The organism is Streptococcus sanguinis (genome assembly GCF_020729725.1).
Taxonomy (GTDB): domain Bacteria; phylum Bacillota; class Bacilli; order Lactobacillales; family Streptococcaceae; genus Streptococcus; species Streptococcus sanguinis_V.
The window spans coordinates 66,496-88,748 of the sequence record NZ_JAJEPA010000015.1; the positions used below are offsets into that span (position 1 = coordinate 66,496).

The following is a 22,253-nucleotide window of genomic DNA, read 5'->3' on the forward strand; positions in this document are numbered from 1 at the left end:
ATGTCAAATAAAGTGATACATGATATGATTGAAGCAATTGAGCATTTTGCTCAGGTGCAGCCGGATTTTCCGGTCTATGATATTTTAGGTCAAGTTCATACTTATGGTGATTTAAAGAAGGATTCCGATTCGTTGGCGGCTCAGATTGACCGTTTGGGACTTCCTGACAAGTCTCCGGTTGTGGTCTTTGGCGGTCAGGAATACGAAATGCTGGCTACTTTTGTGGCCTTGACCAAGTCTGGTCATGCCTATATTCCTATCGACAGCCACTCAGCCTTGGAGCGCGTGGCAGCGATTGTGGAAGTTGCTGAGCCAAGCTTGATTATTGCCATCAATGATTTTTCGCTGGCAGATGTAGCAGCGCCTATTTTCAGTGCGGAGCAAGTTCAGGCAGCCTTCAGAGAGGGAGCATCCTATGAGCTTAGCCATCCAGTTCAGGGAGATCATAACTACTATATCATTTTCACATCAGGAACGACTGGCAAACCTAAGGGAGTGCAGATTTCCCACAATAATCTGCTCAGCTTTACGAATTGGATGATTACAGATAAGGAGTTTGCGACTCCGGAGCGTCCTCAAATGTTGGCTCAGCCGCCTTATTCTTTTGACTTGTCAGTCATGTACTGGGCGCCGACTTTGGCCTTGGGAGGAACTCTTTTTGCCCTGCCTTCGGCTGTGACTCAGGATTTCAAGCAGCTGTTTGAGACGATTCTCAGTCTGCCTATTGCTATCTGGACTTCGACACCTTCCTTTGCGGACATGGCCTTGCTGTCGGATGACTTTAACAGCCAGAAGCTGCCTCAGCTGACACATTTCTATTTTGATGGCGAGGAGTTGACAGTCAAGACAGCTCAGAAGCTGCGCGATCGCTTCCCTCAAGCTCGCATTATCAATGCCTATGGTCCGACTGAGGCAACAGTGGCCCTGTCTGCAGTAGCAGTGACAGATGAGATGCTGCAAAATTACAAGCGCCTACCGATTGGGTATACCAAGGCGGACTCTCCGACCTTTGTCATTGACGAAGAAGGGCAGAAAGTACCGAATGGCCAGCAGGGAGAAATCATCGTCTGTGGGCCAGCCGTATCCAAAGGCTATCTGAATAATCCTGAGAAGACAGCGGAGGCCTTCTTTGAATTTGAAGGTCTGCCAGCCTATCATACAGGAGATGTCGGATCGATGACAGATGAAGGCTTGCTGCTCTACGGCGGCCGGATGGACTTCCAGATCAAGTTTAATGGTTTCCGTATTGAGCTGGAGGATGTGTCTCAAAACCTCAACAAATCGAAATACGTTGAATCTGCAGTGGCTGTGCCCCGCTACAATAAGGACCAAAAGGTCCAAAATCTGCTTGCCTACGTCATCCTCAAAGACGGTGTGGCTGAGCAGTTTGAGCGGGAAATCGATATTACCAAGGCAATCAAGGAAGATCTGCAGGATATCATGATGTCCTACATGATGCCGTCTAAGTTCCTCTATCGAGAGACCCTGCCTCTGACTCCAAATGGCAAGATTGACATCAAGGGGCTGATTAGCGAGGTCAATAAGCGATGATGGATTTCTTGAAACAGCTGCCTCACTTGGAACCCTACGGCAATCCAGTTTACTTTGTTTATATCGTTCTGGCAGTTCTGCCAATCTTTGTCGGACTTTTCTTTAAGAAACGCTTCCCCCTTTATGAAGCCTTGGTCAGTTTGGTCTTTATCGTCCTGATGCTGACAGGTCCCAGTCTGGCGCAGCTTTGTGCTTTACTGGGCTATGTCATCTGGCAGATAGTTTGGGTTTATTCATACAAGCTCTATCGCCGGTCGCGGGACAACAAGTGGATCTTTTATCTGCATACCTTGCTAGCGGTTCTGCCGCTTGTGCTTGTCAAGGTAGAGCCCGCAATCAGCGGTCATCAGTCTCTCTTTGGCTTTTTGGGGATTTCCTATCTGACCTTTCGTTCGGTAGGGATGATGATTGAAATGCGCGATGGAGTTCTGACAGAATTCACGCTCTGGGAGTTCCTGCGATTTCTGCTCTTCATGCCGACCTTTTCGAGTGGCCCCATTGACCGTTTTAAGCGTTTCAATGAAGACTATTTGAACATTCCTGAGCGAGATGAGCTGCTGGATATGCTGGAGCAGTCTGTCAAGTATATCATGCTAGGCTTCCTTTATAAGTTTATCCTAGCACATATCTTTGGACATCTCTTGCTGGGGCATGTCAAGACCTACGCTCTCTATACCGGCGGTTTCTTTAATCTGGGAACTCTGGGCGTCATGTATGTCTTTGGTCTGGATCTCTTCTTTGACTTTGCCGGTTATTCGATGTTTGCGCTAGCTATTTCTAATCTCATGGGAATCAAGAGCCCTATCAACTTTGATAAGCCTTTTCTCTCTCGAGATTTGAAAGAATTCTGGAATCGCTGGCACATGAGCCTGTCCTTCTGGTTCCGTGACTTTGTCTTTATGCGGCTAGTCATGGTGCTCATGCGCAACAAGGTCTTTAAAAACCGCAACACGACCTCTAGTGTGGCCTATCTGATCAACATGCTGATAATGGGATTCTGGCATGGAGTGACCTGGTACTATATCGCTTACGGTCTCTTTCATGGAGCTGGTCTGGTCGTCAATGATGCCTGGCTGCGCAAGAAGAAAACGCTAAACAAAGAGCGCAAGGCTAAGGGGCTTCCGCCTCTGCCAGACAATAAATGGACCCAAGCTTTGGGGATTGTGGTGACCTTTCACGCAGTCATGTTCTCATTTTTAATCTTTTCTGGATTTTTAAATGAGCTTTGGTTTAAAAAATAAAAATGAATGAGGAAGAAAAATGGATATAAAAGCAGAAGTAATTGAAATTATTGAAGAACTATTTATGGAAGATGTGTCAGACATGATGGACGAGGATTTGTTTGATGCGGGTGTCCTAGACAGTATGGGAACGGTCGAGCTGATTGTTGAGTTGGAAAACCGTTTTGACATTCGCGTGCCAGTGTCAGAGTTTGGCCGCGATGACTGGAACACAGCCAATAAAATCGTTGAAGGCGTAACGGAGCTTCGCAATGCTTAAGCGACTCTGGCTGATTCTGGGGCCGGTTTTCTGCGCTATGGCCATGGTTGCCCTGCTCTTTTTCTTCTATCCGCTTGATAAAAAGCATGATATAGAAGCAGAGAAGCGCTCAGCAGTGACCCTGACAGCAGAAAACTTCAAAAGCCGCAGTAAGAAAGTGACAGCCTTGACCGATAAGAAGATGCGCTTTGTGCCCTTCTTTGGATCTAGCGAATGGCTGCGCTTTGATAGCATGCATCCGGCAGTGCTGGCTGAGAAATACGATCGCTCCTACCGGCCTTATTTTCTAGGCCAGCGCGGGGCGGCATCATTTAATCAGTACTTTGGTATGCAGCAGATGTCCTCTGAGCTGGAGGGACAAACGGCGGTTTATGTGGTGTCGCCCCAGTGGTTTACCAAGACAGGCTATGATGCTTCGGCCTTTCAGCAGTACTTCAACAGCGATCAGCTGACGGCTTATCTGTCTCAGCAGCAAGGAGATGCGGCGGCGCAATATGCAGCCCAGCGCCTCCTTCAGCTCTATCCAGATGTCGCTATGGCAGAGAGTGTGCAGAAGCTGTCTGAAGGTAAAAAACTGAGCAGCTTTGAAGAGCGTCATATTGAGATGATGGCTCATCTTAATGAGCGCCAAGATGCTTTTTTCAGCAACTTTGCTGCCCTTAATAATGAAAATTATGACCAGCGAATTTTGCCTTATATGGCTGATTTGCCAGACACCTTCTCCTATCAGGCTTTGGAAGAGATTGCTACAGCAGAGGCCAAGAAGAAGACCAATAACAATCAATTCGGCATAGACAATCAATTTTACAAGACCCGTCTGGCCGGCAAGGTTGCCAAGCTCAGAGGTTTTCAAACTAAGCAATCTTATGAAAAATCCCCTGAGTACAACGACTTGCAGCTGGTTCTGGATCAGTTCGCCAAGTCAAAGACTAATGTCATCTTCATCATTCCACCGGTCAATTCTAAGTGGATGGAGTATACAGGACTCAGTCTTGAAATGTACCAGCGGACGGTTGCCAAGATTCGTTACCAGCTGGAAAGTCAGGGTTTTACCAACATTGCTGATTTTTCTAAGGACGGCGACAAGCCTTACTTCATGCAGGACACTATTCACATGGGCTGGAACGGCTGGCTGGCCTTTGACAAGGCAGTTGATCCTTTTGTAGCCAATCCACAGCCGGCGCCAAACTACCAGATCAATGACCGCTTCTTCAGCAAGGAATGGTCTCAGTATACTGGCAAACCAGAAGAATTCAAATAAGGTTGGGACTTTCCAGCCTTATTTTTATAAAGGAGGAAAGATGAAGATTCGTTTGTCCCAAATAGAAGATATCCCAGCCATTATGGAGATTTATGATGTGGCCCGTCAGTTCATGAAAGACCAGGGCAATCCGACTCAGTGGGATGGAGACTATCCCAGCGCGGGCTTGATTGAGGAAGACATCGCGGCTGACCACTCCTTTGTTGTCGAGGAAGAAGGGCGGCCGGTTGGCACCTTTGCCTTTATCATTGGAGAAGACCCGACCTATCAGGTCATCGAAAAGGGAGCCTGGCATTTTGTGGAGCCTTACGGCACCATTCACCGCATCGCCTCGAACGGGCAAGTCAGAGGCCTATCCCGTCAGGTCTTTGATTTTTGCTGCCAGCAGATTCCCTACTTGCGAATCGATACCCATGCGGACAATCAGCCTATGCAGGCTGCTGTGCTGAACTACGGCTTTAGGGAGTGCGGCATTATTTATGTGGCTGACGGCAGTCCTCGCCTGGCTTATGACTATCATCAATAAAAAAATCTGCTCTTGGGCAGATTTTTTGCTTTATATCAAAACATACTTTTCTACAGCTTCTGCAACTCCGTGCTCATTGTTGCTTTTGGTGACGGCTTTTGCCTCGGTTTTGACTGCTTCAGGGGCATTGCCCATAGCGACTCCAAGTCCAGCCAGTCGCAGCATAGGAAGGTCATTGAAGTTGTCTCCGATTGTCATGACCTCTTCTAGTGGCACTTGGTAGTGCTGGGCAATTTCGTACAAGGCTTGCTCCTTGGAGACATGCTTGGCCGTGACTTCCATGTAGTTGTTCTTAGAAAGGTAGAAGGCTGTCTTGGGAAAGTCTAAGGTCTGCAGGTAGTCATGGAGTTTCTGGATGACAGGCGCTTCATCAATGAGGAGTAACTTGTGAGCAGGCATTAGAACATCCAGCACCGGCATTAGTACATTCTGAATTATCGGCTGCTCACCTGTAATATCAGCCTCTATCTGCACCCATTTATCCAGACGATCAGCAATCCAATCCTTGCCAGAGTAGAGATTGATGGACACACTAGGAAATTCAGCCTTGACAAATTCCAGAAAAGTGCGGATTTCTTTCTTGTCCAGAGGATGCTCGATAATAGTTTCGTAAGCTTGCGGGTCGCCCTTGATGACCAGAGCGCCATTGTAGCAGGCTAACGGATTATCTTCCAGTCCCAGCTCACGGGCAATCGGCTCCATGCCTAGAGGAGATCGGGCAGAAGCGAGAACGAAAGGGATTTTTTCTCGGCTTAGCAGGGGAATCATGTCCTTGAGCTCAGAATCTACTTGGTGTTGGTCGTCCAAAATGGTGCCGTCAATGTCGCTGATAATCAGGCGAATCGGTTGGTTTGTCATAGCTCTTCCTCCTTTGTGTCTAAAAGATCGATTTAATAAATTATTTTAACCTTGTCTCCTATCAGTTCTTGGACTTCAGGGTTGGGCTCTTGGTCCGTAATCCAGTAGTCAAAGTCGCTGACAGGGCCCAGGATGTACTTAGACTCTTTCTGCCACTTGTCTTGCTCGGCCAGCAGAATCTTAGTCTTGGCGTGCTTTAAAGCCAGTCTTTTCAGTTGAGCATCAGCCTCGTCTTCAAAACTGACCAGACCGTCAGAGACACTGGCTGCCCCTATAAAGGCAATGTCAAAGGAAATTTGCTCCAGCAGCTCTGCTTCATTGAGCGCGTGGTAGAATCGGTTTTTGGGATAAAATTTCCCACCTAAGAGATGAAAGTCCACTTTGTCCTGACTGCTCAGCATGATTGCATTATCCAGAGAATGGGAGTAGATTGTCATAGGCTCCTTGATGCGCTGGGCCAGATGGAGAACGATGGTTGAGACATCAAAGAAAGCAATCTGCCCCGGCTTGAGAAAGTCATGGGCCTTCTGAGCAATAGCCTTTTTTTCTTGACTTAGTTGGTTGATACGGTCGTTAAAGGAGGGGATTTGCCGGCTAGTGTCTAGCGGGATAATACCTCCGTGGGTGCGTTGCACAAGCCTACGCTCGCTCAAAATCGAGAAATCTCGCCGAATAGTATCTTTAGAGACCTGAAAATGTTCAATCATATCCTTGGCTGACAGCTGTTTTTTCTCAGCTAAGAGCTCTAAGATTTCAGCTAAGCGTTGTTCTTGATACATGCTTGTCCCTCCTTGCTTTTCTAAATAGAGTATAACATAGCAAATAAGTTTTTGCAAGTCTTTTTAATGTTTTACAAGTTTTTTGAAATGCGCAGTAGAAAATCAAAAAACCGAGCAAATCTCGGTTTTCATGAATTATAATAATCGAAACACGTTTTTCAATTAAGGTGTTTGAATATTGACAGATCCATCGCTGCCGACCTTAACATCAACGCCGCCGCCTTGAACATGAACGCCATCTTCATTTACGTTAACACCAGCGTTGTCAGTTTGTACGTTAGCACTACCGTCTCCGTTAGTTTCAACAGAAGCATCGCCGCTTTCGTCTCCGCCATTTACATTAACGCTGGCATCTCCGCCGTTTACATTGACTTTGGCACTGCCGCTTTCTTCAGATGAGCTGCTAGAACTTGTCTTAGCTTTAGATGAAGAAGAAACGCTTGAGCTGGAACTTGAGCTTTCTTCAGTCTTCTTATCTGCAGAATTTCCGCAAGCTGCCAAAAAGAAAAGTGCAATTAGTGGTAATAAAAATAAAGAAATTTTAGATAATTTTTTCATCTTACCCCTCCTTCTAGTATAATATTAAACAAATATTTCATTTGAAGCAATGAAAAACCGGATTGATACAAAAATAACATACTCTGTTAATAAAAATGTTACAAATTATATGTACGATTATTAGATAATACATAGATTTTATAAGCTTTTCCACGATTTTTTGCTTATTTAGTGTGTAATTATTTTGTAACAAAATTCTTGTCCGTGAGAAGGAGAAAAATAACATTTTTGCAACATTTTTTTCCTCTGTAAATGGAGAAATCATGCTATAATCAACCTATGTTATCAAGAGATTTTCAGAAACTAATCGAGACAGACACAGTTGCAGCAGCGCGAGCTTTGCTAGGTATGCAGTTGATTCTAAATGGCCAGGAGTTAGGCCGAATTGTCGAAACAGAAGCCTATCTAGGAAGTCAGGACAGTGCCTGTCATTCAGCTAGAGGGAGCCGCTCCCCTAAGAATGAATCCATGTATCTGCCAGCTGGTCACTGGTATGTTTATCAGATTTATGGTCATCAGATGCTGAATTTGGTGACCAAGGCTGAAAATGTAGCCGAAGCCGTACTGATTCGAGCCTTGGAGCTGCCGGATGGCCGACTTTTAGCTAACGGCCCTGGCAAGTTAACCAAGTATGCTGGGATTGACAAGCGCTTTGATGGACAGAGTTTAGCGACCTCCAGTCTGCAATTAGCCCATGGCCTGACTCCCAATCAGATTGCTAGCCGTCCGCGGATTGGCGTGACCTGCACAGATGCCTGGCGGGAAGAGCTCTTGGGCTTTTATGTGGCCGGCAATCGTCATGTCTCAAAAATGCCTAAGCGAGGCCTGCTGGATGATGAGTACACATGGAAGAAGGAGTAAAAGATGAAGAAAACAGAGATTTTTGAGCAAGTCGTAGAAATTATGCGAGAGGATTCTTCTACAAAGAAAGACATCATGGGTGCAAATCCCGAAGAATATCGAGCGCGTATCACAGACCAGATGAGCCAAGAGGACTTTTTTTACCAGATGCATTGTTATATAGCCAGTTTTAGGATTTTGTCTCATGTTTGGTTTGGGCTTAAGGAAACGCAACCGCCCGGCTTTAAACTGAGATACTACCAAGACTGCCTCTACGTCCTACAGGCAAATAGTGACACGGGGCTGAAACGTGGAGACCAGATTCTAGCCTTAGATGGAAAAGCCTTGCCTCAGGTGTATCAAGAGCACAAGGATTATTTTGTCAGTTCCACACCAGAGCGACAGCACAAGGAGTGGGCTTACTTTGTGGGGCATGCCGGAGAAGTTACAGTAGTACGTAATGACAAGAAAGAGCAACTGCATGTTCAGCCAACCGCTCACCCAAAGAAGCCACCGCAGTTTGAATGGCGCAATCTTTCTGAGGACATCGTTTATCTCAAGTTAGAAGATTTTACGGATGAGGCTGCTATCAGTCAGCTATATGCAGACAGCCAAGCAGCTATTGAGCAGGCCAAGTATTTAATCATTGATGTTCGAGTCAATTATGGTGGGACGGACTCGCTTTATTATCCACTTTTCAAATATACTCTTCCTCAGGGAAAGGCCTTCAGAGACTTAGATTTGCCAAACGATGATGGGATGGAGATTCTCTATACTGATAGAAATGTTGATTTGCGTCAGCAACTGATGCAAAATATCCTAGATGATCCAAACTTGTCAGCAGAAACTCACCAGGTTCTCAAAGAATTTCTAAAAGAGCTAGAAGAAAATCGGGGGAAAGGTTATGTCCTCTATGGCGATGAAGACAGCAATCAAAACTTTCTGCCAGATATCCTAGGCCTAGCTCGTCCTGAAAAAGTCTTTGTGCTAGCAGATGTTACCTGTGGGTCTTCAGGTGACAATTTTGTTGATACCATGAAAAAGATGCCCAAGGTTACGGTCCTAGGGCGGCCGACTATGGGAATTTTAGATTATTCCAATTGCTGCGTGAAGGATTTTGGTGACTATGAGCTCCTGTTCCCCACTTCACGTGACACTAGGATTGATCAAGGAAAAGGCATGAATGATAAGGGAGTTGAACCGGATATCCTGATTCCTTGGACACCAGAGCACTTAGAGCGGGATGTGGACCTGGAAAAGTGCCTCAACTATTGCAAAAACGCTTAGGATTTCTATGCGTTTTTCGTTTTTATTATATCTTGTCAAACTTCTCAATGTAAAAGAGTGTTAGTGTCACGATGGCAGCCAAGCCAATGAGAATGAGGATGGCTGGAGTCCAGGAATGGAATAAATCAAAGCTGTATCCAAAGAGGCTAGGTCCAAAGGCGGCCAGAATATAACCACCAGTCTGGGCCAAGCCAGATAGCTGAGCGGTTTGTTCAGGAGTACTGGTTTTCAGCGAGAAAGTAACCATGAGGTAGGGGAAGAGGGCGCTGACGGACATACCGATTAGCAGATTGAGGATGAGCCAGTAGACAAAGGAATCTGTCTTGACCAGCAGCATACCCAGACCTACCATACCAGTTGCAGAAAAGAGAGCAATCATCCCCAAGCGTTTTTTAGCGGATAGACGCGTTGTCAGACTAGGTATCGTCATAGCCAAAGGAAGGCTGATAATCGAAAAGATAGAGGCTAAGAATCCAGTAGCATCATCGGAAAGTCCTGCCAACTGGCCAAGAGTCGGCAGCCAAGTGATAGCTGTATAAAAGAGCAAGGACTGCAGGCCGCCGAAAACAATCAGAGCCCATACTCTAGGATTTTTTAGCAGACTCCCCATTTGCTGCTCGCGATTTTTACTAGTCAGCTTGTGATTGTGACGGCTGTTGGGAAGCCAGATCAAGCAAGCTAGTAAGCAGATGAGGGTCAGGACGAGGATCAAGCCTTTCCAGCTAGCTAAGCGGACAATAGGCGCAGCCAAGGGAGACATGATTGAGATAGCCAGTCCCATAGAAGTGATATAAAGCGTGGTTAGAAATCCAATTTTCTGTGGCTGATTAGCCTGAATGACATTAGGCAGGAGCACATTTAAGACAGCGATGGCAGCCCCTAGCATGATTGTACCTGCATAGAGTAGAGGCAGGTTAAAGATACGAATAAAAGAGCCCAAAGTCAGCACAATCATGGCAATGGTAAAGAGCTTTTCCAGGCCGACCTTTTGAGCCAGGCGTGGGGAAAAGGCTGAGCAGAGAGCAAACATGATCAAGGGCAGGCTAGTCAGCAGTCCCAGAGAGTTGACAGGAACTTGCAGCCCCTTAGCAATATCGCCCAGAACAACAGGCAGCACTGCAAAAGGTGCCCGCAGGACAACCCCCACCATCAGAATACCTGGAAGTAAAAATTTCGAATGTTGCTTTTTCATAAAGTTAAGTTTCCTCCTATATAAATAAATATCAAAATAAAATCAGTCCATCAAATCCAGAAAATACTGGCTGATAACTGTTTCTGGCAATGTTTTCTTCTGCTGGAGCCACCAGCTGACCGTCTCCACAAAGGTAGAAGTCACGTAATTTCTCAGAAAGGGCTCTGGCAGCTGAGATTTTTTTCGCAGGAGCTGTTCCTGAATCATCGGAAAGAGATAGTTTTCCAGCTCAATCTTTAAGCGATTGGTGAAATAGATATTTTTCGAAAGCAGCAAGGTTGCAATCTTGTCCTGATTCTTTTGAAAATGTTTGAAAATATGGGCGGTTGCTTCAAAGAGATCCTTGCCGTCGTCGCGTTCAAGAAAGGTATGCTGAAAGAGGTCTTGGCAAACCTCCTCTAGCAAAGCTTCCTTAGTATCGAAATGGGCATAAAAAGTCGACCGGCCAACGTCTGCCAGGTCGATGATTTCCTGCACGGTAATGCTTTCATAACTTTTTTGATGCAGCAGGCTGATAAAAGCTTGGTAAATAGCTGCGCGTGATTTCTTGACTCGTCTGTCCATAGCGTTTCGGAACAAAAGAGCAGGATTGTTCAGTAACAGACAAAGCCCCTCAATTGCTTCTTGTTTCCTTTCTGAGAATAAGGGATAATAAAGATGAAGAAAACTGAACAAGGTGTTCCGTTTTGATTACATTATACTATAAATTTAGCCAAACTGAAAGGAGGCTGCTGTGAAATCTAGTAAAAATATGACCATTGCTTTTCTGTTAAACTTTTCCTTTGCCATTCTTGAGTTTATCTTTGGCTTCATGTTCAATTCCAGTGCTGTACTAGCCGATGCTGTGCATGATACAGGAGACGCGATGGCCATCGGACTTTCTACCCTTTTTGAAAAAATTTCTAATAAAAAAGAAGACAAGAAATACACTCTGGGCTACAAGCGCTACAGCCTTTTGGGAGCCTTGCTGACCTCAGTCATCTTGCTGGTCGGCTCGACCTTGGTGATTATCGAAAACGTACCCAAGGTCTTTGCGCCTGAAAAGGTTAATTATGACGGCATGCTGGTGCTGGGTATCTTTGCCATTATAGTCAATCTAGCAGCCAGCAAGGTAGTCGGCCATGGGCATGGACACAGTCATAATGAGTCTATTCTCAGTCTCCATTTCTTAGAGGACATTTTGGGTTGGGTGGCTGTTATTCTGGTCTCTATCGTTTTGCGCTTTACAGACTGGTATTTTCTGGACCCGTTGCTCTCCCTGCTCATTGCAGGCTTCATCCTCAGCAAGGCCCTGCCTAAGTTCTGGGAAAACATCAAGATTTTTCTGGATCATATCCCTAGCGATATTGATTTGAGCCAGCTTTATCAGGAAATTCTGGCAGTTGAAAACGTTCAGGCTATTACTCAGCTCAATGTCTGGACCACAGACGGTTTGGAAAAATTTGCCATGATCCATATCTGTCTTGAAAATCCAGATCTGCTGGCCGAGACCCAGACTACTCTGCGTCAAGAACTGCAAGCCTATGGCATCACCAAAATCACTATCCAGACGGATAGCAGCTTGGAAGAGCATGAAGAGTGGTGTTTAGGCGGGGAGAGTGATTTAAAACCTCATACTTAATAGTACTACTGTAAACATATCTCTACAGTCCGATAATCGGGCTGTTTTTTCGTTTTGCAGTCTAATTTCCATCACTCAACTGGTTCTATTTTTATGATTTTCTTCTTATTTAATTTCTCTATTTCTTTGTCTGAAAATTCTAGCCTTTTTGATTTTGTAGTTTTTCTATAAAAAATAGACAAGCTGAGTACATTGTGCATTTTTAGATAGGTTTTACATATAATAAAATGCAGATGTATTGACAATGCTTTTTCTTTAGCATATACTATTGGGTAGGAAGAAACAGGCAAAGCTTGCTAAGCCTTGTCCTGAAGCGCCTTTCCTAAGCATATCGACTACCGATCAGAAGAGGACAGATGCTGTCACACTGTCCATCTGAAGGTTGAAAAAGAAGCAGTAAAGGGGAAGTTTCCTCAAAAAAATTTGCTTTTTTTATCCTCGAAGTAAAAAAACGCTTTAAAAAAGTGTCAAAAAGCTTGATATAACAAGGTTTTGTCAAAATTAAACATTTTTTTAAATGCAGTCATTTTTTTCGAGGCAAACCTGTTGACAAGTTGTCAATTATATCATATACTGTGATAGGTAAATGTTTTTTAAAGCAAATAAAGCTTTTGTTCCTAGCATTTCCTACCAAAATATGCATATCGGTAAAAAGAAAAGCCATAAGACAAGAATTCTTATCTTATGGCACTGGCTGCTTGATGATTCGGGTTAAACCAACTTCACACACACACGGTTTAACCTGCATCTAAAAGCATGAGAAATTTTTGCAAGAGAACTTGCTTTGTATAGTATTTAAGAACGCAAGAACAAATGTTTTTGGCATCTGCTTTTTTGCGCCCCTTTTGACAAATCTAAAACGCCCTTGTCAATCCTAGGATTGGTTTAAGGACTGTTTACTAGGTTTATCAAATGGAGATACTGCTCAAAGCATCTAACTTAAAACATTAAGTTTGGTTCTATTGGTAAATTTTCCATGTACTAGCCTAACTTAAAAAGCTTAAAGAAACCTTAAAGGAAACTTTAAGCGAGGGAGATTTTTTAAGAAAGCTGTTATCTATTAACGCATAGAAAGAATTGAAGGATTTTTACAAAAAAATCACAGACAGGAGAAACAAATGGCACTAATCGCTATATTGGTTCAATTCAATCTGATAACGGCAGCTCAAAAAGAAGAAATTCTTCAAGATATGCCACAATCAAACATGCAGTTAGAGAGATATCTAATCAGCAAGGGCTATGTGACAGAAGAAGATATGCTGAAAGTCATGAGTTACTATTACCGTGTACCTCATGTCAATCTATCACAGTTTGTGATAGAAAAGGAAGCTGTCGAGAAGGTTTCAGAAAAAGTTGCTAAACGTCATGGATTGATTCCGATCTCTTTCACAGATGGGGAAGAGGGAGAAGAACCCAAGTTAGTAGTTGCGATGGCAGACCCAAGCAACTATATCGCCCTAGACGACGTTAAAATCGTTTCTAAGATGGCGGTAGAACCTTATGTAACTTTTCGGGATGATATTGAGAAGTATATTGATCAATACTATTCTAAAGGAGAAGAAGCCCAACAGGCAGCGACCGAAATCGAAGGTTTTAATGTGGACGAAGAGATCATCGAAGAAGATCTCGAAATTAAAAACGCTCCGGTTGTACGTTTGATTGACTCGATTATCAGTCAGGCAATCAAGACGCGGACCAGCGATATCCATATTGAGCCCTTTGAAAAAGTTGTTCGTGTTCGTTTCCGGGTTGACGGAACCTTGGTGGAAAACATGCAGTTGAAAGCCAATGCTCACTCAGCCATTGCGACACGGATTAAGATCATGAGTGGTCTGGACATCGCCGAGCGGCGGATTCCTCAGGATGGACGGATTGAGACAACCATCGACGGCAAAGAAGTCGATATGCGGGTTTCAGTCTTGCCTACTGTATTCGGTGAAAAAATCGTTATTCGGATTTTGAGCCGGAATGCAACTCTCCTCAGTAAAGAGGAGTTGGGATTCTCGCCAACCAATCAGAAGCTCTTTGAAGATATTCTTAAGGCGCCAGAAGGCATTATCTTGCTGACTGGTCCTACGGGAAGCGGAAAGACAACCACTCTCTACACAGCGCTCCGTGAGCTCAATGATGTAGGAAAAAATATCATCACCGTTGAAGATCCGGTTGAGTACCGATTGGAAGGGGTCAACCAAGTTCAGGTAAATAATAAAGCTGGACTGACCTTCGCGAGTGGTTTGAGAAGTATCCTACGTCAGGACCCGGACATCGTTCTCTTGGGGGAAATTCGGGACGAAGAGACAGCTAGTATCGCGGTTCGTGCCGCTATCACTGGTCACGTCGTTCTCTCGACTATCCACACCAATGACACAGCTAGTACAGTCAACCGTTTGGTCGATATGGGCATCAAACCTTATCTGGTCTCAACGGCGACTGTCGGTATTATCGCACAGCGCTTGATTAAGCGTATCTGTCCTAAGTGTAAGACTGAGTACACTGTAGAAACAAATGAACATGCAGGTATCGGTATTCACAAGGGAGACACCTTGTATCGCGGACGCGGCTGCAACTACTGCAGCGGTACGGGATACTATGGACGTATCGCCATCCACGAAATCATGGCGGTGACACGGGAGATTAAGTCACTAATTAATGATGGTGGAACAACGTCACAGCTTCGAGCAGAAGCTAAGAAAAATGGTATGCGAGACTTGGCGGAGGAGGCCATTGATATCGCAAAACAGGGGACTACAACGATTGAAGAAGCAATGAAGATTGCCTTCAGTCTAGAAGGGGAAGTTTAGGATGAATTTGGATGAGTTAATTAAGCAGGCGATTGAAGCGGGTGCATCAGATATCCACTTCACGGTTGGCGCTGAGCCAAGCATGCGTCTGCACGGGAGGTTAACACAACTCAACAATACAATTTTGACCAACGAAGACACGGTTCGCTTCACCAAGCACATTTTAAATGAGAAGCAAATTGCTCATCTTTTAGAAGTCGGTGAAGTGGACTGTGCCTACGAGGTCGACAATGGCTATCGCTTGCGGGTCAATATCTTTAAGCAGAAAAACAACTGCGGGATTGCCTTGCGGGTCATTCCCAAGGATATTCCATCTATGGAATCTCTGGGATTGCCACCAGTTATCAAAAAGCTAGCTGAGAAACGCCGGGGGCTGATATTGGTTACCGGGCCAACAGGAAGCGGAAAGTCAACGACCCTGGCAACCATGATCAACTACATGAACAGCTTGCGGGACGAGCACATCATCACGATTGAAGATCCGATCGAGTACATGCACACACATAATAAGTGCTTGGTCAACCAGCGTGAGCTGGGAGCGGATACGCAGAGCTTCGGTAATGCTCTCCGCGGTGCCCTTCGTCAGGACCCGGATGTCATCCTAGTCGGTGAGATGCGGGATAAGGAAACGATTGAAATCGCCCTGCGTGCGGCGGAAACAGGTCACTTAGTCCTGTCAACCCTCCACACGGTCGGTGCCGTAAACACCATGGATCGGATTATCGACGTATTTCCAGCTGAGCAGCAGGAGCAAATCCGTGTACAGCTTTCAGCCGTTATGGAAGGGGTTGTATCGCAGCAGCTCATGCGTACAGCGACCGGCAAGGGTCGTGTGGCTGCCTTTGAAATCATGCTGGGAACACCCGCTATTCGCAACCTCATTCGCGAAGGGAAGACCCACCAGCTGCTGACGCCAATCCAAACGGGAGCTCAGCTAGGCATGATTACCATGGACACTTCGCTCATGGGACTCTACCGTCGCAATGTTATCGATCAAAGAACGCTGCTGTCCTACTCAGTGGACCGCGCTCAAGTCGAAAAATCCCTAGGAATAGCGGGGTACTAGAGCATGACAGTATATGTTTGTAAATACTTAGACACTCGGCAAGGGGTCGTCACACTAGAGGTGGATGCGCCTAACCGGACGGACGCCGTCAATCGGATCCGTCTCAAAGGGAAGCCAATCAGTGTCGAAGAAAAGGTCATGGGCTCTAAGGAAATCACCCTTTTCCAAAGTAAGAAGATCAAGCTCAAGGACATATCGCTCTTCTGTAAGCAGATGTCGGTTATGCTAAACTCGGGTATCCCGCTCAACAATGCAGTAGATATCTTAGAGCAGCAGACAGATGCCAAAAACTTGAAGGCAAGCCTGAAGGTTATCAGTAAAGACTTGAAAGAAGGGAATCAGCTGTCCAAGGCTCTAATCGAGCAAAATGGTCTCTTTCCCGACCTCCTGATCCGCATGATTCAGGCTGGTGAAAAGACCGGTAAGCTGGACGAGGTGCTGGAAAAGATGTCGGAGCACTATAACAAAGAGCTCAAGACCAGCCGGCAGATTCGCGGGGCTATGATTTATCCATCGGTGCTAGTCTTTCTGGCAATAGCAGCAACCTTAGTTTTGCTTTATGTAGTCATCCCTAACTTCTCAGGGATCTTTGAGCAAAGCGGTGTCGCTTTGCCGCTGCCGACGCGGATCGTCCTTGCGGCCAGCAATTTTGTCCAGTCTTACTGGTATATCCTCTTCGGCGTAGTAGGGCTTCTGGTCTTTCTCTTCCTGCGCTACCGCAGCACGGAGACGGGCCGCTACCAGCTGGACCAGCTCAAGCTCTGGCTGCCGGTCATCAAGGGCCCGATGCAGAAGATTGTCACTGCCCGCTTTGCTAGTACTCTGGCGACGCTGACCAGTGCCGGTATCCCTCTGGTCGAGGCTATCGAGTCTGCGGCCGCAACGACCAATAATGCCGTCGTTATCGAAAAGCTGAGAGTGGCCAATGAAGGCCTGCAGAAAGGGGAGCGTCTGACAGGGATGATTGCCGCTACCGGCCTCTTCCCGCCGATGATGCTGTCCATGGTCAAGATCGGTGAGGAGTCTGGCTCGCTGGAGTCCATGCTCAATAAAACATCGGACTTTTACGAAGAAGAGCTGGAAACAGCCATCAAGCAGCTGCTCTCACTCTTGGAGCCAGCCATGATCATCGTCATGGGGGTCATCATCGGAGGCATCGTGGCCTCTGTTATGTTGCCAATGTTTGAAATTGCTAATGCTGTTCAACAGGGAGCTGAAGCAAATCAATAAAGATTATTTACAGAAAAAGTTAGGATTCGCAGAGTAATTGCTCTGCGCAAAAAGTTAGGGAAAACGTTCTGATGCTGGGAGTTTGTGGGGTCTCCCAGCTAGGAACAAAACGAATGCCCCTGTGGGCGAATATATTAAAATTTATGAAAAAGAAATAGGAGAACTATTCAAATGTTAAACAAATTGCAAAAGTTCCGTCAGGACTTGAAGAAAAAAGGTAAAGGTTTTACCTTGGTTGAGTTGATTGTCGTAATCATTATCATTGCTGTTTTGGCAGCAGTAGCGATTCCAGCTATCACAGGATTCCAAGATAGCGCACGTAAAAGCCGTATCGAAACAGAACACCGCCAGTTGGTATCAGCTATTCAGTCTTATCTAGGTTCTCAAGTAGATCCTGAAAATCCTGCTGAAGCACCAACACTTGAGAAATTGCGTCCTTACATTGCGAAAAACTCTCAAGGTAAAGGTACTCTTGCCGACACTCTTGCTACTGACGGGAAAGACAAGCATCCTGCTCACGTAATTACTGGTAACAAGTTGATTTCGACTTATACTCCAGCAAGTGGTGGAACAGCTAAGAATTGGACTTATGACTGGAAAGAAAATAGTGCTGCAACCGCAACGCCTTAATTTATCTAGCGAATTTTCCGCTTAACGGTGGGAAATTAAAAACTAGCGTTGTAATTGAAGATGTTATCTCAAAGTCTAGTAAAACCCTACCTTTGGGATACTTAAAAAGAAGTAAGATACATTAATCAAGAAAAATAGGAGAATAATTCAAATGTTAAACAAATTGCAAAAGTTCCGTCAGGACTTGAAGAAAAAAGGTAAAGGTTTTACCTTGGTTGAGTTGATTGTCGTAATCATCATCATCGCTGTTTTGGCAGCGGTCGCTATCCCAGCTATCACAGGATTCCAAGACAGCGCACGTAAAAGCCGTATCGAAACAGAACACCGTCAGTTGGTATCAGCTATTCAATCTTATCTTGGTTCTCAAGTAGATCCTGAGAATGCTACAGCTCCAACATTGAATGATCTGAAGCCTTATATCGCTAAGAACTCACAACAATCTGGTGAGCTTGCTGATACTCTTGCTAAGGATGGAGCAAATAATGGTCCAGCTCACCAAATCAGTGGCAACACGCTGGTTTCTACCTACACTCCAAAGAGTGGCGGTACACCTAAGAAATGGACCTACGACTGGAAGTCTAACAGTAGTTCACAAAAATAAAAAGTTAGATGTAAAAACAGGGAGAACATCAACGAATGCTAAAGAAACTGCAAAAGTTCCGTCAAGACTTGAAGAAAAAAGGTAAAGGTTTTACCTTGGTTGAGTTGATTGTGGTGATTATCATCATCGCAGTTCTCGCAGCAGTCGCTATTCCTTCTCTTGTTTCTTTCCAGGACACGGCCCGCAAGGCACGCATCCAGTCGGAACACCGTCAGCTTGTTCAGGCTGTACAGTCCTATATTGGCTCGCAAGTCGAGCCAGAAGCAGCTGATGTGCCAGACCTTGATGCGCTCAAACCTTATATAGCCAAAGAATCTCAGGGTTCAGGACAGCTTTCTAAGACCCTCGCAGCAGATAATGGCAAGATTGCCCATGAGGTTAATAAGACGAGTCATAAGCTGATTTCGACTTATACACCTGCTAGTGGCGGGAAGCCTATTACTTGGGAATTTGACTGGAGATCTAATAGCGCTAGCTAATAATAGAAAATTAGAGAAAATCTCTATTCCGACTGCCATGGCAGTCGGATATTACCAAAGTAGTTGTCAGATGATGACAACTATTTTGGCAATATCAAAAGAGAAAATTAGGAGATATTATCCATGAAAGGAAAAAAAAGACAAGGGTCAACCCTGCCTATGGTTATTGTGACCATTGTACTATTGGTGGCTATGCTGGGTATTATGGCATCTATTGTGGACACGGGGCAGATGCAAACCCAACGTATGTATAGCTACCTTAAAGCCAAATATATAGCAACCTCTGGCTCCCAGCTTGCTTGGGGGGCTTTAGGTGAGGGAGCGTCTTCTCCTCTCTATGAAGAGTTTAGCAGGCGGGCACAAGATAAGGAAGGAAGAATCCCTAAAGATCCTATTATCTCGACCCATACCTTCAAAGATGGAGGTAAAGCTGAGATTGAGATGAATGGAGCCTTTGAGGGTGATGACCGTAGCCCTAGAAATTATGTTATAACCATTAAATCAAAGTCAACCTTGGCTAATAGTAAAGATTATTATGAACATGTGGTAATCTTTAACTGGGAAACGCAAGGTATCCGTTCCGAAGAGGGCCACTTAATCTCGGCTAAATAGATGGATAAAAAAATTTAAATAGGAAAGAATGATGAAAAAAATACAAAAAGGTTTTACACTGACTGAAATCATTATTGCCATCATCCTTACAAGTATGGTGGGACTTCTGATAGGTCTTGTATTTAACACAATGTTTTCAGGCCGCAATATAATCGAGCGGGAAGCTAGTATCCAATCAGAAATGCGAACTTCTATGCAATATGTGGATCGTACCATTGGTAAGGCGACCTCTGTTTTCGTTCTTGACGAGAGCAAATATGGCAAGGATGTCAGAAAAACTGAGGGCTGGAATTATATCGGCTTATCCCCTGATGGGAAGAAAGTTATAAATTATATTTGGAATAAGACAACTAAAAGCTGGGACGAGTCAGTGTTAGGAACTAATTCCCTCTATGATATGCAACTTGATCTAGAATTTAAGGCAGATGAATCTTATCAGGATAATCGTTTGATTAACTACAATCTGACTGGTCAATATAAAAACTCTAAGAATAAACTCTCCATTGATACAGCAATCTCAGCTCTTAATACCAAGCAGGTTATATCGAAAGTAGCCAAGGGCAAGAAAGGAATTGCCCTTGCTTATCGGAACGATCCTATTGAAGGTCAGGTAAATACTGCTGTTTCCTTCGTTTTTGATACATCAGGCTCTATGGCTTATGGCCTGTGGAATCAGAAATTGGAACCAACAGATAGTAGAACCCGGATGAATATTTTGAAGACCAAAGCAAATCTTTTGGTTGATGACCTCAAGGAAATAGGGAACGTTAGTGTTAATTTGGTTCGGTTTTCTGGTGATGCAAGTTATATTCAAGAAGATTTTGTAGAGCTAGATAAGGACACAGATACAATTAAAACTAAGATTAAAGCCCTTCCTACAAGTTGGATTACTAACCCTGGAGATGGGCTTCGCTATGGCTTGGTAAGTCTTCAGAGAAATCCAGCCCAGCTAAAATATGTTGTCTTGCTGACTGACGGTATTCCAAATGCCTATACAGCCTCTCCTGACGGGATTGGGAAGTATGATCTGACAGCAAATTTCCCAACAAATGGTAAGCAAATTAAAGCTGATCAACCTGTTTCATTGACTACGGAATATGTGGGACAAGTGGCAAAGACCTTCGGCTCTGGTGTTAAGCGTATTAGTGTCATCGGCTTTTCAGGGAATGTAAAAGAAATAAAAGACGGACAAAAAATAGCTGATCAAATCAAAACAGTCGGAAAGGTAGAGTCTACCTTTGTCATTGCGACTAATGAAGCTGCTTTGGAACAGACGTTTGCTGACATTAAAAAGCAAATTCAACAGGATCTTTGGTTTGTGTCTGGTCCGTAGAAAGGAAGAGCGATGGAAAAAATGCGAAGAACCAGAGGTTTTACTCTAGTTGAGGTTTTGATAGCCCTCATTTTGATAGGTGTCATTGCAGCAGGATTATTGACTTTCTTTTCTACTGGTTACCAGAATATTCTGGGCCAGCGTAATCAAAATGCTTTGAACTTTGACATTCAGGAAGATTTTGAAACCCGGTTAGCAAAAATTAAAAAAGATGGTGGAAGTGGCAACGATGTTGAAACTTTCACCTATCGTATAGGTAAAAACGGCCGGAGCAACAGCGTTAGCGTCAAGGGTACGACCCTGTCTTATAAGGATAATAAAGTCAAGAATATCCATCTCTTTGCCGCAAATAAAAAGGAAATCCCCTTGGATATTCCTGAGGATTTGGTCGTTTCATTAAAAGACACAAGTCGTTACTATTATTATGCTGGTGAGACTAGTCCGACAGGTCAAGCAGGCTTCAAAGATAACAAACAGTCTACAAAGGCTAAGATTCATACCAGTTCTGCTTGGTTTCTCAGCGAGTCCAGTATTAATTATAATAATAGTAAGATTGTTCCGGTAGGAACGTTGGGGCCTAATATAGAGAATACTGGTTTTGGTATAGTATTACCTAAGATGCCAGATGATTTTCAACAAATAAGTAGTAATGAGAAACCGATTACTATCACAGATGAGATGCGCGGACGTTATCTCACCTTTGCTGCAAGAGGAATTAACTCATTTGGACGTGTTGGAAAATACCAAGAAGCTACACAGCGAATTTGGGTTATGGGTCTTCCTAATCGTGGGATGAGACCTAATCTAGTGCTTCATACAGATGCTGATTTAGCTCTGATGCGGAACTCTGATAACACAATTTCAGCGATACCAGCTGATGGGGTAGCGCACACTAATACTGTTGTGGCAAACTATGCGGAAACTAAAAAGAATGGAGTCTATGGAGTTGTTATTCCTGTTATCAACTATAAGGAACCAGCTATCAATCAGACCAGACAGCTAATCGCTCTTAACGACTCCAAAATTCAGTTTAGTAATCACGATTTCAATAAGGGTTATACGACCTCAATTTTAATTGGGAATCGTCAGCAGACAGGCTCGCTGTTAACTTATAAGCTAGATAATTCCTTGAACTGGACAGTTAGCTTGGAAGCTAATGGTAAAATTGCTATCGAGACAGTTGATAACACTAATGCTAATAATGGTGGTCGACAATATGCAAATGTTGTACTAGATTATACAAAGGATAATTCCATTCAGGTTCGCGCCTCTGTGACAAACAAGATTTTAAAACTTGAAGTCTTCGTCAATGGTGCTTTAGCTCACACACACGAACTCTTCATGGAGCGCAATGGTGTGACTCATGATATTAGGAGAAGTCAGATTATATTTGGCGGAAAAACTTTTATAAATGAGTTTGCTGTCTATAACAAGAAGTTGACAGACAGCGAGATTAATATTCTTGCTGAGTATTTCAGCGACAAATACAGAGCGAAATAATTAGGGAAATAGTTTTTAGGAAAAATAA

At 44.3% G+C, this 22,253-nt stretch carries 22 protein-coding genes; 17 read left to right on the top strand and 5 right to left on the bottom strand.

Features of this window, described 5'->3' with window-relative positions; translation table 11 throughout:
- The 5 genes from dltA to K4I03_RS09440 are packed head-to-tail and all read left to right on the top strand — an operon-like array spanning position 1 to position 4,838.
- On the top strand, positions 1 to 1,551 hold the full coding sequence (gene dltA / locus K4I03_RS09420; RefSeq protein WP_227965004.1) for a D-alanine--poly(phosphoribitol) ligase subunit DltA: 1,551 nt from the start codon (positions 1 to 3) through the stop codon (positions 1,549 to 1,551).
- Positions 1,548 to 2,792: a D-alanyl-lipoteichoic acid biosynthesis protein DltB gene (gene dltB / locus K4I03_RS09425; protein ID WP_002907573.1), complete on the top strand. Its 1,245-nt coding sequence runs from the start codon at positions 1,548 to 1,550 to the stop codon at positions 2,790 to 2,792. The genes dltA and dltB overlap by 4 nt, the downstream gene beginning before the upstream one ends.
- A 19-nt stretch (positions 2,793 to 2,811) precedes the next feature.
- Entirely contained in the window at positions 2,812 to 3,051 is a 240-nt protein-coding gene (dltC, locus tag K4I03_RS09430; protein WP_002894204.1) for a D-alanine--poly(phosphoribitol) ligase subunit DltC, read from the top strand.
- Positions 3,044 to 4,312 carry a D-alanyl-lipoteichoic acid biosynthesis protein DltD gene (dltD, locus tag K4I03_RS09435; protein WP_227965005.1) on the top strand — a complete coding sequence of 423 codons (1,269 nt, stop codon included), beginning with the start codon at positions 3,044 to 3,046 and terminating at the stop codon, positions 4,310 to 4,312. Before dltC ends, dltD begins: the two co-directional genes overlap by 8 nt.
- A 40-nt stretch (positions 4,313 to 4,352) precedes the next feature.
- On the top strand, positions 4,353 to 4,838 hold the full coding sequence (locus tag K4I03_RS09440; RefSeq protein WP_227965006.1) for a GNAT family N-acetyltransferase: 486 nt from the start codon (positions 4,353 to 4,355) through the stop codon (positions 4,836 to 4,838).
- A gap of 30 nt (positions 4,839 to 4,868) precedes the next feature.
- Here the strand turns inward: K4I03_RS09440 and K4I03_RS09445 are convergent, their stop codons facing one another.
- From K4I03_RS09445 to K4I03_RS09455, 3 genes are all read right to left on the bottom strand, one after another.
- A complete protein-coding gene (locus K4I03_RS09445; protein WP_227965007.1) occupies positions 4,869 to 5,696 on the bottom strand; it encodes a Cof-type HAD-IIB family hydrolase in 828 nt (275 codons plus the stop codon).
- A 32-nt stretch (positions 5,697 to 5,728) separates the two neighbouring features.
- Positions 5,729 to 6,475, bottom strand: coding sequence for a DeoR/GlpR family DNA-binding transcription regulator (locus K4I03_RS09450; protein WP_227965008.1), 747 nt, complete (start codon positions 6,473 to 6,475; stop codon positions 5,729 to 5,731).
- A 162-nt stretch (positions 6,476 to 6,637) separates the two neighbouring features.
- The gene (locus K4I03_RS09455; RefSeq protein WP_227965009.1) at positions 6,638 to 7,033 is read right to left on the bottom strand and encodes a hypothetical protein; all 396 of its coding nucleotides are present in this window, start codon (positions 7,031 to 7,033) and stop codon (positions 6,638 to 6,640) included.
- A 279-nt stretch (positions 7,034 to 7,312) separates the two neighbouring features.
- Between K4I03_RS09455 and K4I03_RS09460 the strand changes: the two genes are divergently transcribed.
- On the top strand, positions 7,313 to 7,894 hold the full coding sequence (locus K4I03_RS09460) for a DNA-3-methyladenine glycosylase (protein WP_227965010.1): 582 nt from the start codon (positions 7,313 to 7,315) through the stop codon (positions 7,892 to 7,894).
- Positions 7,895 to 7,897: 3 nt separating this feature from the next.
- Complete coding sequence (locus tag K4I03_RS09465; protein WP_227965011.1) at positions 7,898 to 9,160, top strand: S41 family peptidase; 1,263 nt, start codon at positions 7,898 to 7,900, stop codon at positions 9,158 to 9,160.
- A gap of 25 nt (positions 9,161 to 9,185) precedes the next feature.
- On the opposite strand, the gene K4I03_RS09470 is transcribed toward K4I03_RS09465, so the two are convergent.
- Positions 9,186 to 10,352: a CynX/NimT family MFS transporter gene (locus tag K4I03_RS09470; protein ID WP_227965012.1), complete on the bottom strand. Its 1,167-nt coding sequence runs from the start codon at positions 10,350 to 10,352 to the stop codon at positions 9,186 to 9,188.
- Between the two features lie 42 nt (positions 10,353 to 10,394).
- A complete protein-coding gene (locus tag K4I03_RS09475) occupies positions 10,395 to 10,916 on the bottom strand; it encodes a TetR/AcrR family transcriptional regulator (RefSeq protein ID WP_002894195.1) in 522 nt (173 codons plus the stop codon).
- A gap of 169 nt (positions 10,917 to 11,085) precedes the next feature.
- Between K4I03_RS09475 and K4I03_RS09480 the strand changes: the two genes are divergently transcribed.
- From K4I03_RS09480 to K4I03_RS09525, 10 genes are all read left to right on the top strand, one after another.
- Positions 11,086 to 11,973 (top strand): cation diffusion facilitator family transporter, encoded by an 888-nt coding sequence (locus K4I03_RS09480; RefSeq protein WP_002927348.1) that lies wholly within the window; start codon positions 11,086 to 11,088, stop codon positions 11,971 to 11,973.
- A gap of 1,118 nt (positions 11,974 to 13,091) precedes the next feature.
- Positions 13,092 to 14,774 carry a GspE/PulE family protein gene (locus K4I03_RS09485; RefSeq protein ID WP_111676831.1) on the top strand — a complete coding sequence of 561 codons (1,683 nt, stop codon included), beginning with the start codon at positions 13,092 to 13,094 and terminating at the stop codon, positions 14,772 to 14,774.
- A 1-nt stretch (position 14,775) separates the two neighbouring features.
- Positions 14,776 to 15,840 (top strand): type IV pilus twitching motility protein PilT, encoded by a 1,065-nt coding sequence (locus K4I03_RS09490; RefSeq protein WP_227965013.1) that lies wholly within the window; start codon positions 14,776 to 14,778, stop codon positions 15,838 to 15,840.
- 3 nt (positions 15,841 to 15,843) lie between these two features.
- Entirely contained in the window at positions 15,844 to 17,070 is a 1,227-nt protein-coding gene (locus tag K4I03_RS09495; protein WP_227965014.1) for a type II secretion system F family protein, read from the top strand.
- 171 nt (positions 17,071 to 17,241) lie between these two features.
- Positions 17,242 to 17,700, top strand: a complete 459-nt coding sequence (locus K4I03_RS09500) for a prepilin-type N-terminal cleavage/methylation domain-containing protein (protein ID WP_227965016.1) — start codon at positions 17,242 to 17,244, stop codon at positions 17,698 to 17,700.
- A gap of 151 nt (positions 17,701 to 17,851) precedes the next feature.
- Entirely contained in the window at positions 17,852 to 18,301 is a 450-nt protein-coding gene (locus K4I03_RS09505) for a prepilin-type N-terminal cleavage/methylation domain-containing protein (RefSeq protein ID WP_227965018.1), read from the top strand.
- 35 nt (positions 18,302 to 18,336) lie between these two features.
- On the top strand, positions 18,337 to 18,780 hold the full coding sequence (locus K4I03_RS09510; protein WP_227965020.1) for a prepilin-type N-terminal cleavage/methylation domain-containing protein: 444 nt from the start codon (positions 18,337 to 18,339) through the stop codon (positions 18,778 to 18,780).
- A 123-nt stretch (positions 18,781 to 18,903) separates the two neighbouring features.
- On the top strand, positions 18,904 to 19,392 hold the full coding sequence (locus tag K4I03_RS09515) for a hypothetical protein (protein ID WP_227965022.1): 489 nt from the start codon (positions 18,904 to 18,906) through the stop codon (positions 19,390 to 19,392).
- A gap of 28 nt (positions 19,393 to 19,420) precedes the next feature.
- A complete protein-coding gene (locus K4I03_RS09520; RefSeq protein ID WP_227965024.1) occupies positions 19,421 to 20,725 on the top strand; it encodes a VWA domain-containing protein in 1,305 nt (434 codons plus the stop codon).
- A 12-nt stretch (positions 20,726 to 20,737) separates the two neighbouring features.
- Positions 20,738 to 22,225 carry a type II secretion system protein gene (locus K4I03_RS09525; RefSeq protein ID WP_125407916.1) on the top strand — a complete coding sequence of 496 codons (1,488 nt, stop codon included), beginning with the start codon at positions 20,738 to 20,740 and terminating at the stop codon, positions 22,223 to 22,225.
- Positions 22,226 to 22,253: the final 28 nt, after the last annotated feature.

Coding starts and splice junctions, on each gene's coding strand:
- K4I03_RS09505 (WP_227965018.1), top strand. CDS start 17,852: ATGTTAAACAAATTGCAAAAGTTCCGTCAGGACTTGAAGAAAAAAGGT.
- K4I03_RS09515 (WP_227965022.1), top strand. CDS start 18,904: ATGAAAGGAAAAAAAAGACAAGGGTCAACCCTGCCTATGGTTATTGTG.
- dltA (WP_227965004.1), top strand. CDS start 1: ATGTCAAATAAAGTGATACATGATATGATTGAAGCAATTGAGCATTTT.
- K4I03_RS09460 (WP_227965010.1), top strand. CDS start 7,313: ATGTTATCAAGAGATTTTCAGAAACTAATCGAGACAGACACAGTTGCA.
- K4I03_RS09490 (WP_227965013.1), top strand. CDS start 14,776: ATGAATTTGGATGAGTTAATTAAGCAGGCGATTGAAGCGGGTGCATCA.
- dltB (WP_002907573.1), top strand. CDS start 1,548: ATGATGGATTTCTTGAAACAGCTGCCTCACTTGGAACCCTACGGCAAT.
- K4I03_RS09520 (WP_227965024.1), top strand. CDS start 19,421: ATGATGAAAAAAATACAAAAAGGTTTTACACTGACTGAAATCATTATT.
- dltC (WP_002894204.1), top strand. CDS start 2,812: ATGGATATAAAAGCAGAAGTAATTGAAATTATTGAAGAACTATTTATG.
- K4I03_RS09495 (WP_227965014.1), top strand. CDS start 15,844: ATGACAGTATATGTTTGTAAATACTTAGACACTCGGCAAGGGGTCGTC.
- dltD (WP_227965005.1), top strand. CDS start 3,044: ATGCTTAAGCGACTCTGGCTGATTCTGGGGCCGGTTTTCTGCGCTATG.
- K4I03_RS09450 (WP_227965008.1), bottom strand. CDS start 6,475: ATGTATCAAGAACAACGCTTAGCTGAAATCTTAGAGCTCTTAGCTGAG.
- K4I03_RS09445 (WP_227965007.1), bottom strand. CDS start 5,696: ATGACAAACCAACCGATTCGCCTGATTATCAGCGACATTGACGGCACC.
- K4I03_RS09500 (WP_227965016.1), top strand. CDS start 17,242: ATGTTAAACAAATTGCAAAAGTTCCGTCAGGACTTGAAGAAAAAAGGT.
- K4I03_RS09525 (WP_125407916.1), top strand. CDS start 20,738: ATGGAAAAAATGCGAAGAACCAGAGGTTTTACTCTAGTTGAGGTTTTG.
- K4I03_RS09455 (WP_227965009.1), bottom strand. CDS start 7,033: ATGAAAAAATTATCTAAAATTTCTTTATTTTTATTACCACTAATTGCA.
- K4I03_RS09485 (WP_111676831.1), top strand. CDS start 13,092: ATGGCACTAATCGCTATATTGGTTCAATTCAATCTGATAACGGCAGCT.
- K4I03_RS09465 (WP_227965011.1), top strand. CDS start 7,898: ATGAAGAAAACAGAGATTTTTGAGCAAGTCGTAGAAATTATGCGAGAG.
- K4I03_RS09470 (WP_227965012.1), bottom strand. CDS start 10,352: ATGAAAAAGCAACATTCGAAATTTTTACTTCCAGGTATTCTGATGGTG.
- K4I03_RS09475 (WP_002894195.1), bottom strand. CDS start 10,916: ATGGACAGACGAGTCAAGAAATCACGCGCAGCTATTTACCAAGCTTTT.
- K4I03_RS09510 (WP_227965020.1), top strand. CDS start 18,337: ATGCTAAAGAAACTGCAAAAGTTCCGTCAAGACTTGAAGAAAAAAGGT.
- K4I03_RS09440 (WP_227965006.1), top strand. CDS start 4,353: ATGAAGATTCGTTTGTCCCAAATAGAAGATATCCCAGCCATTATGGAG.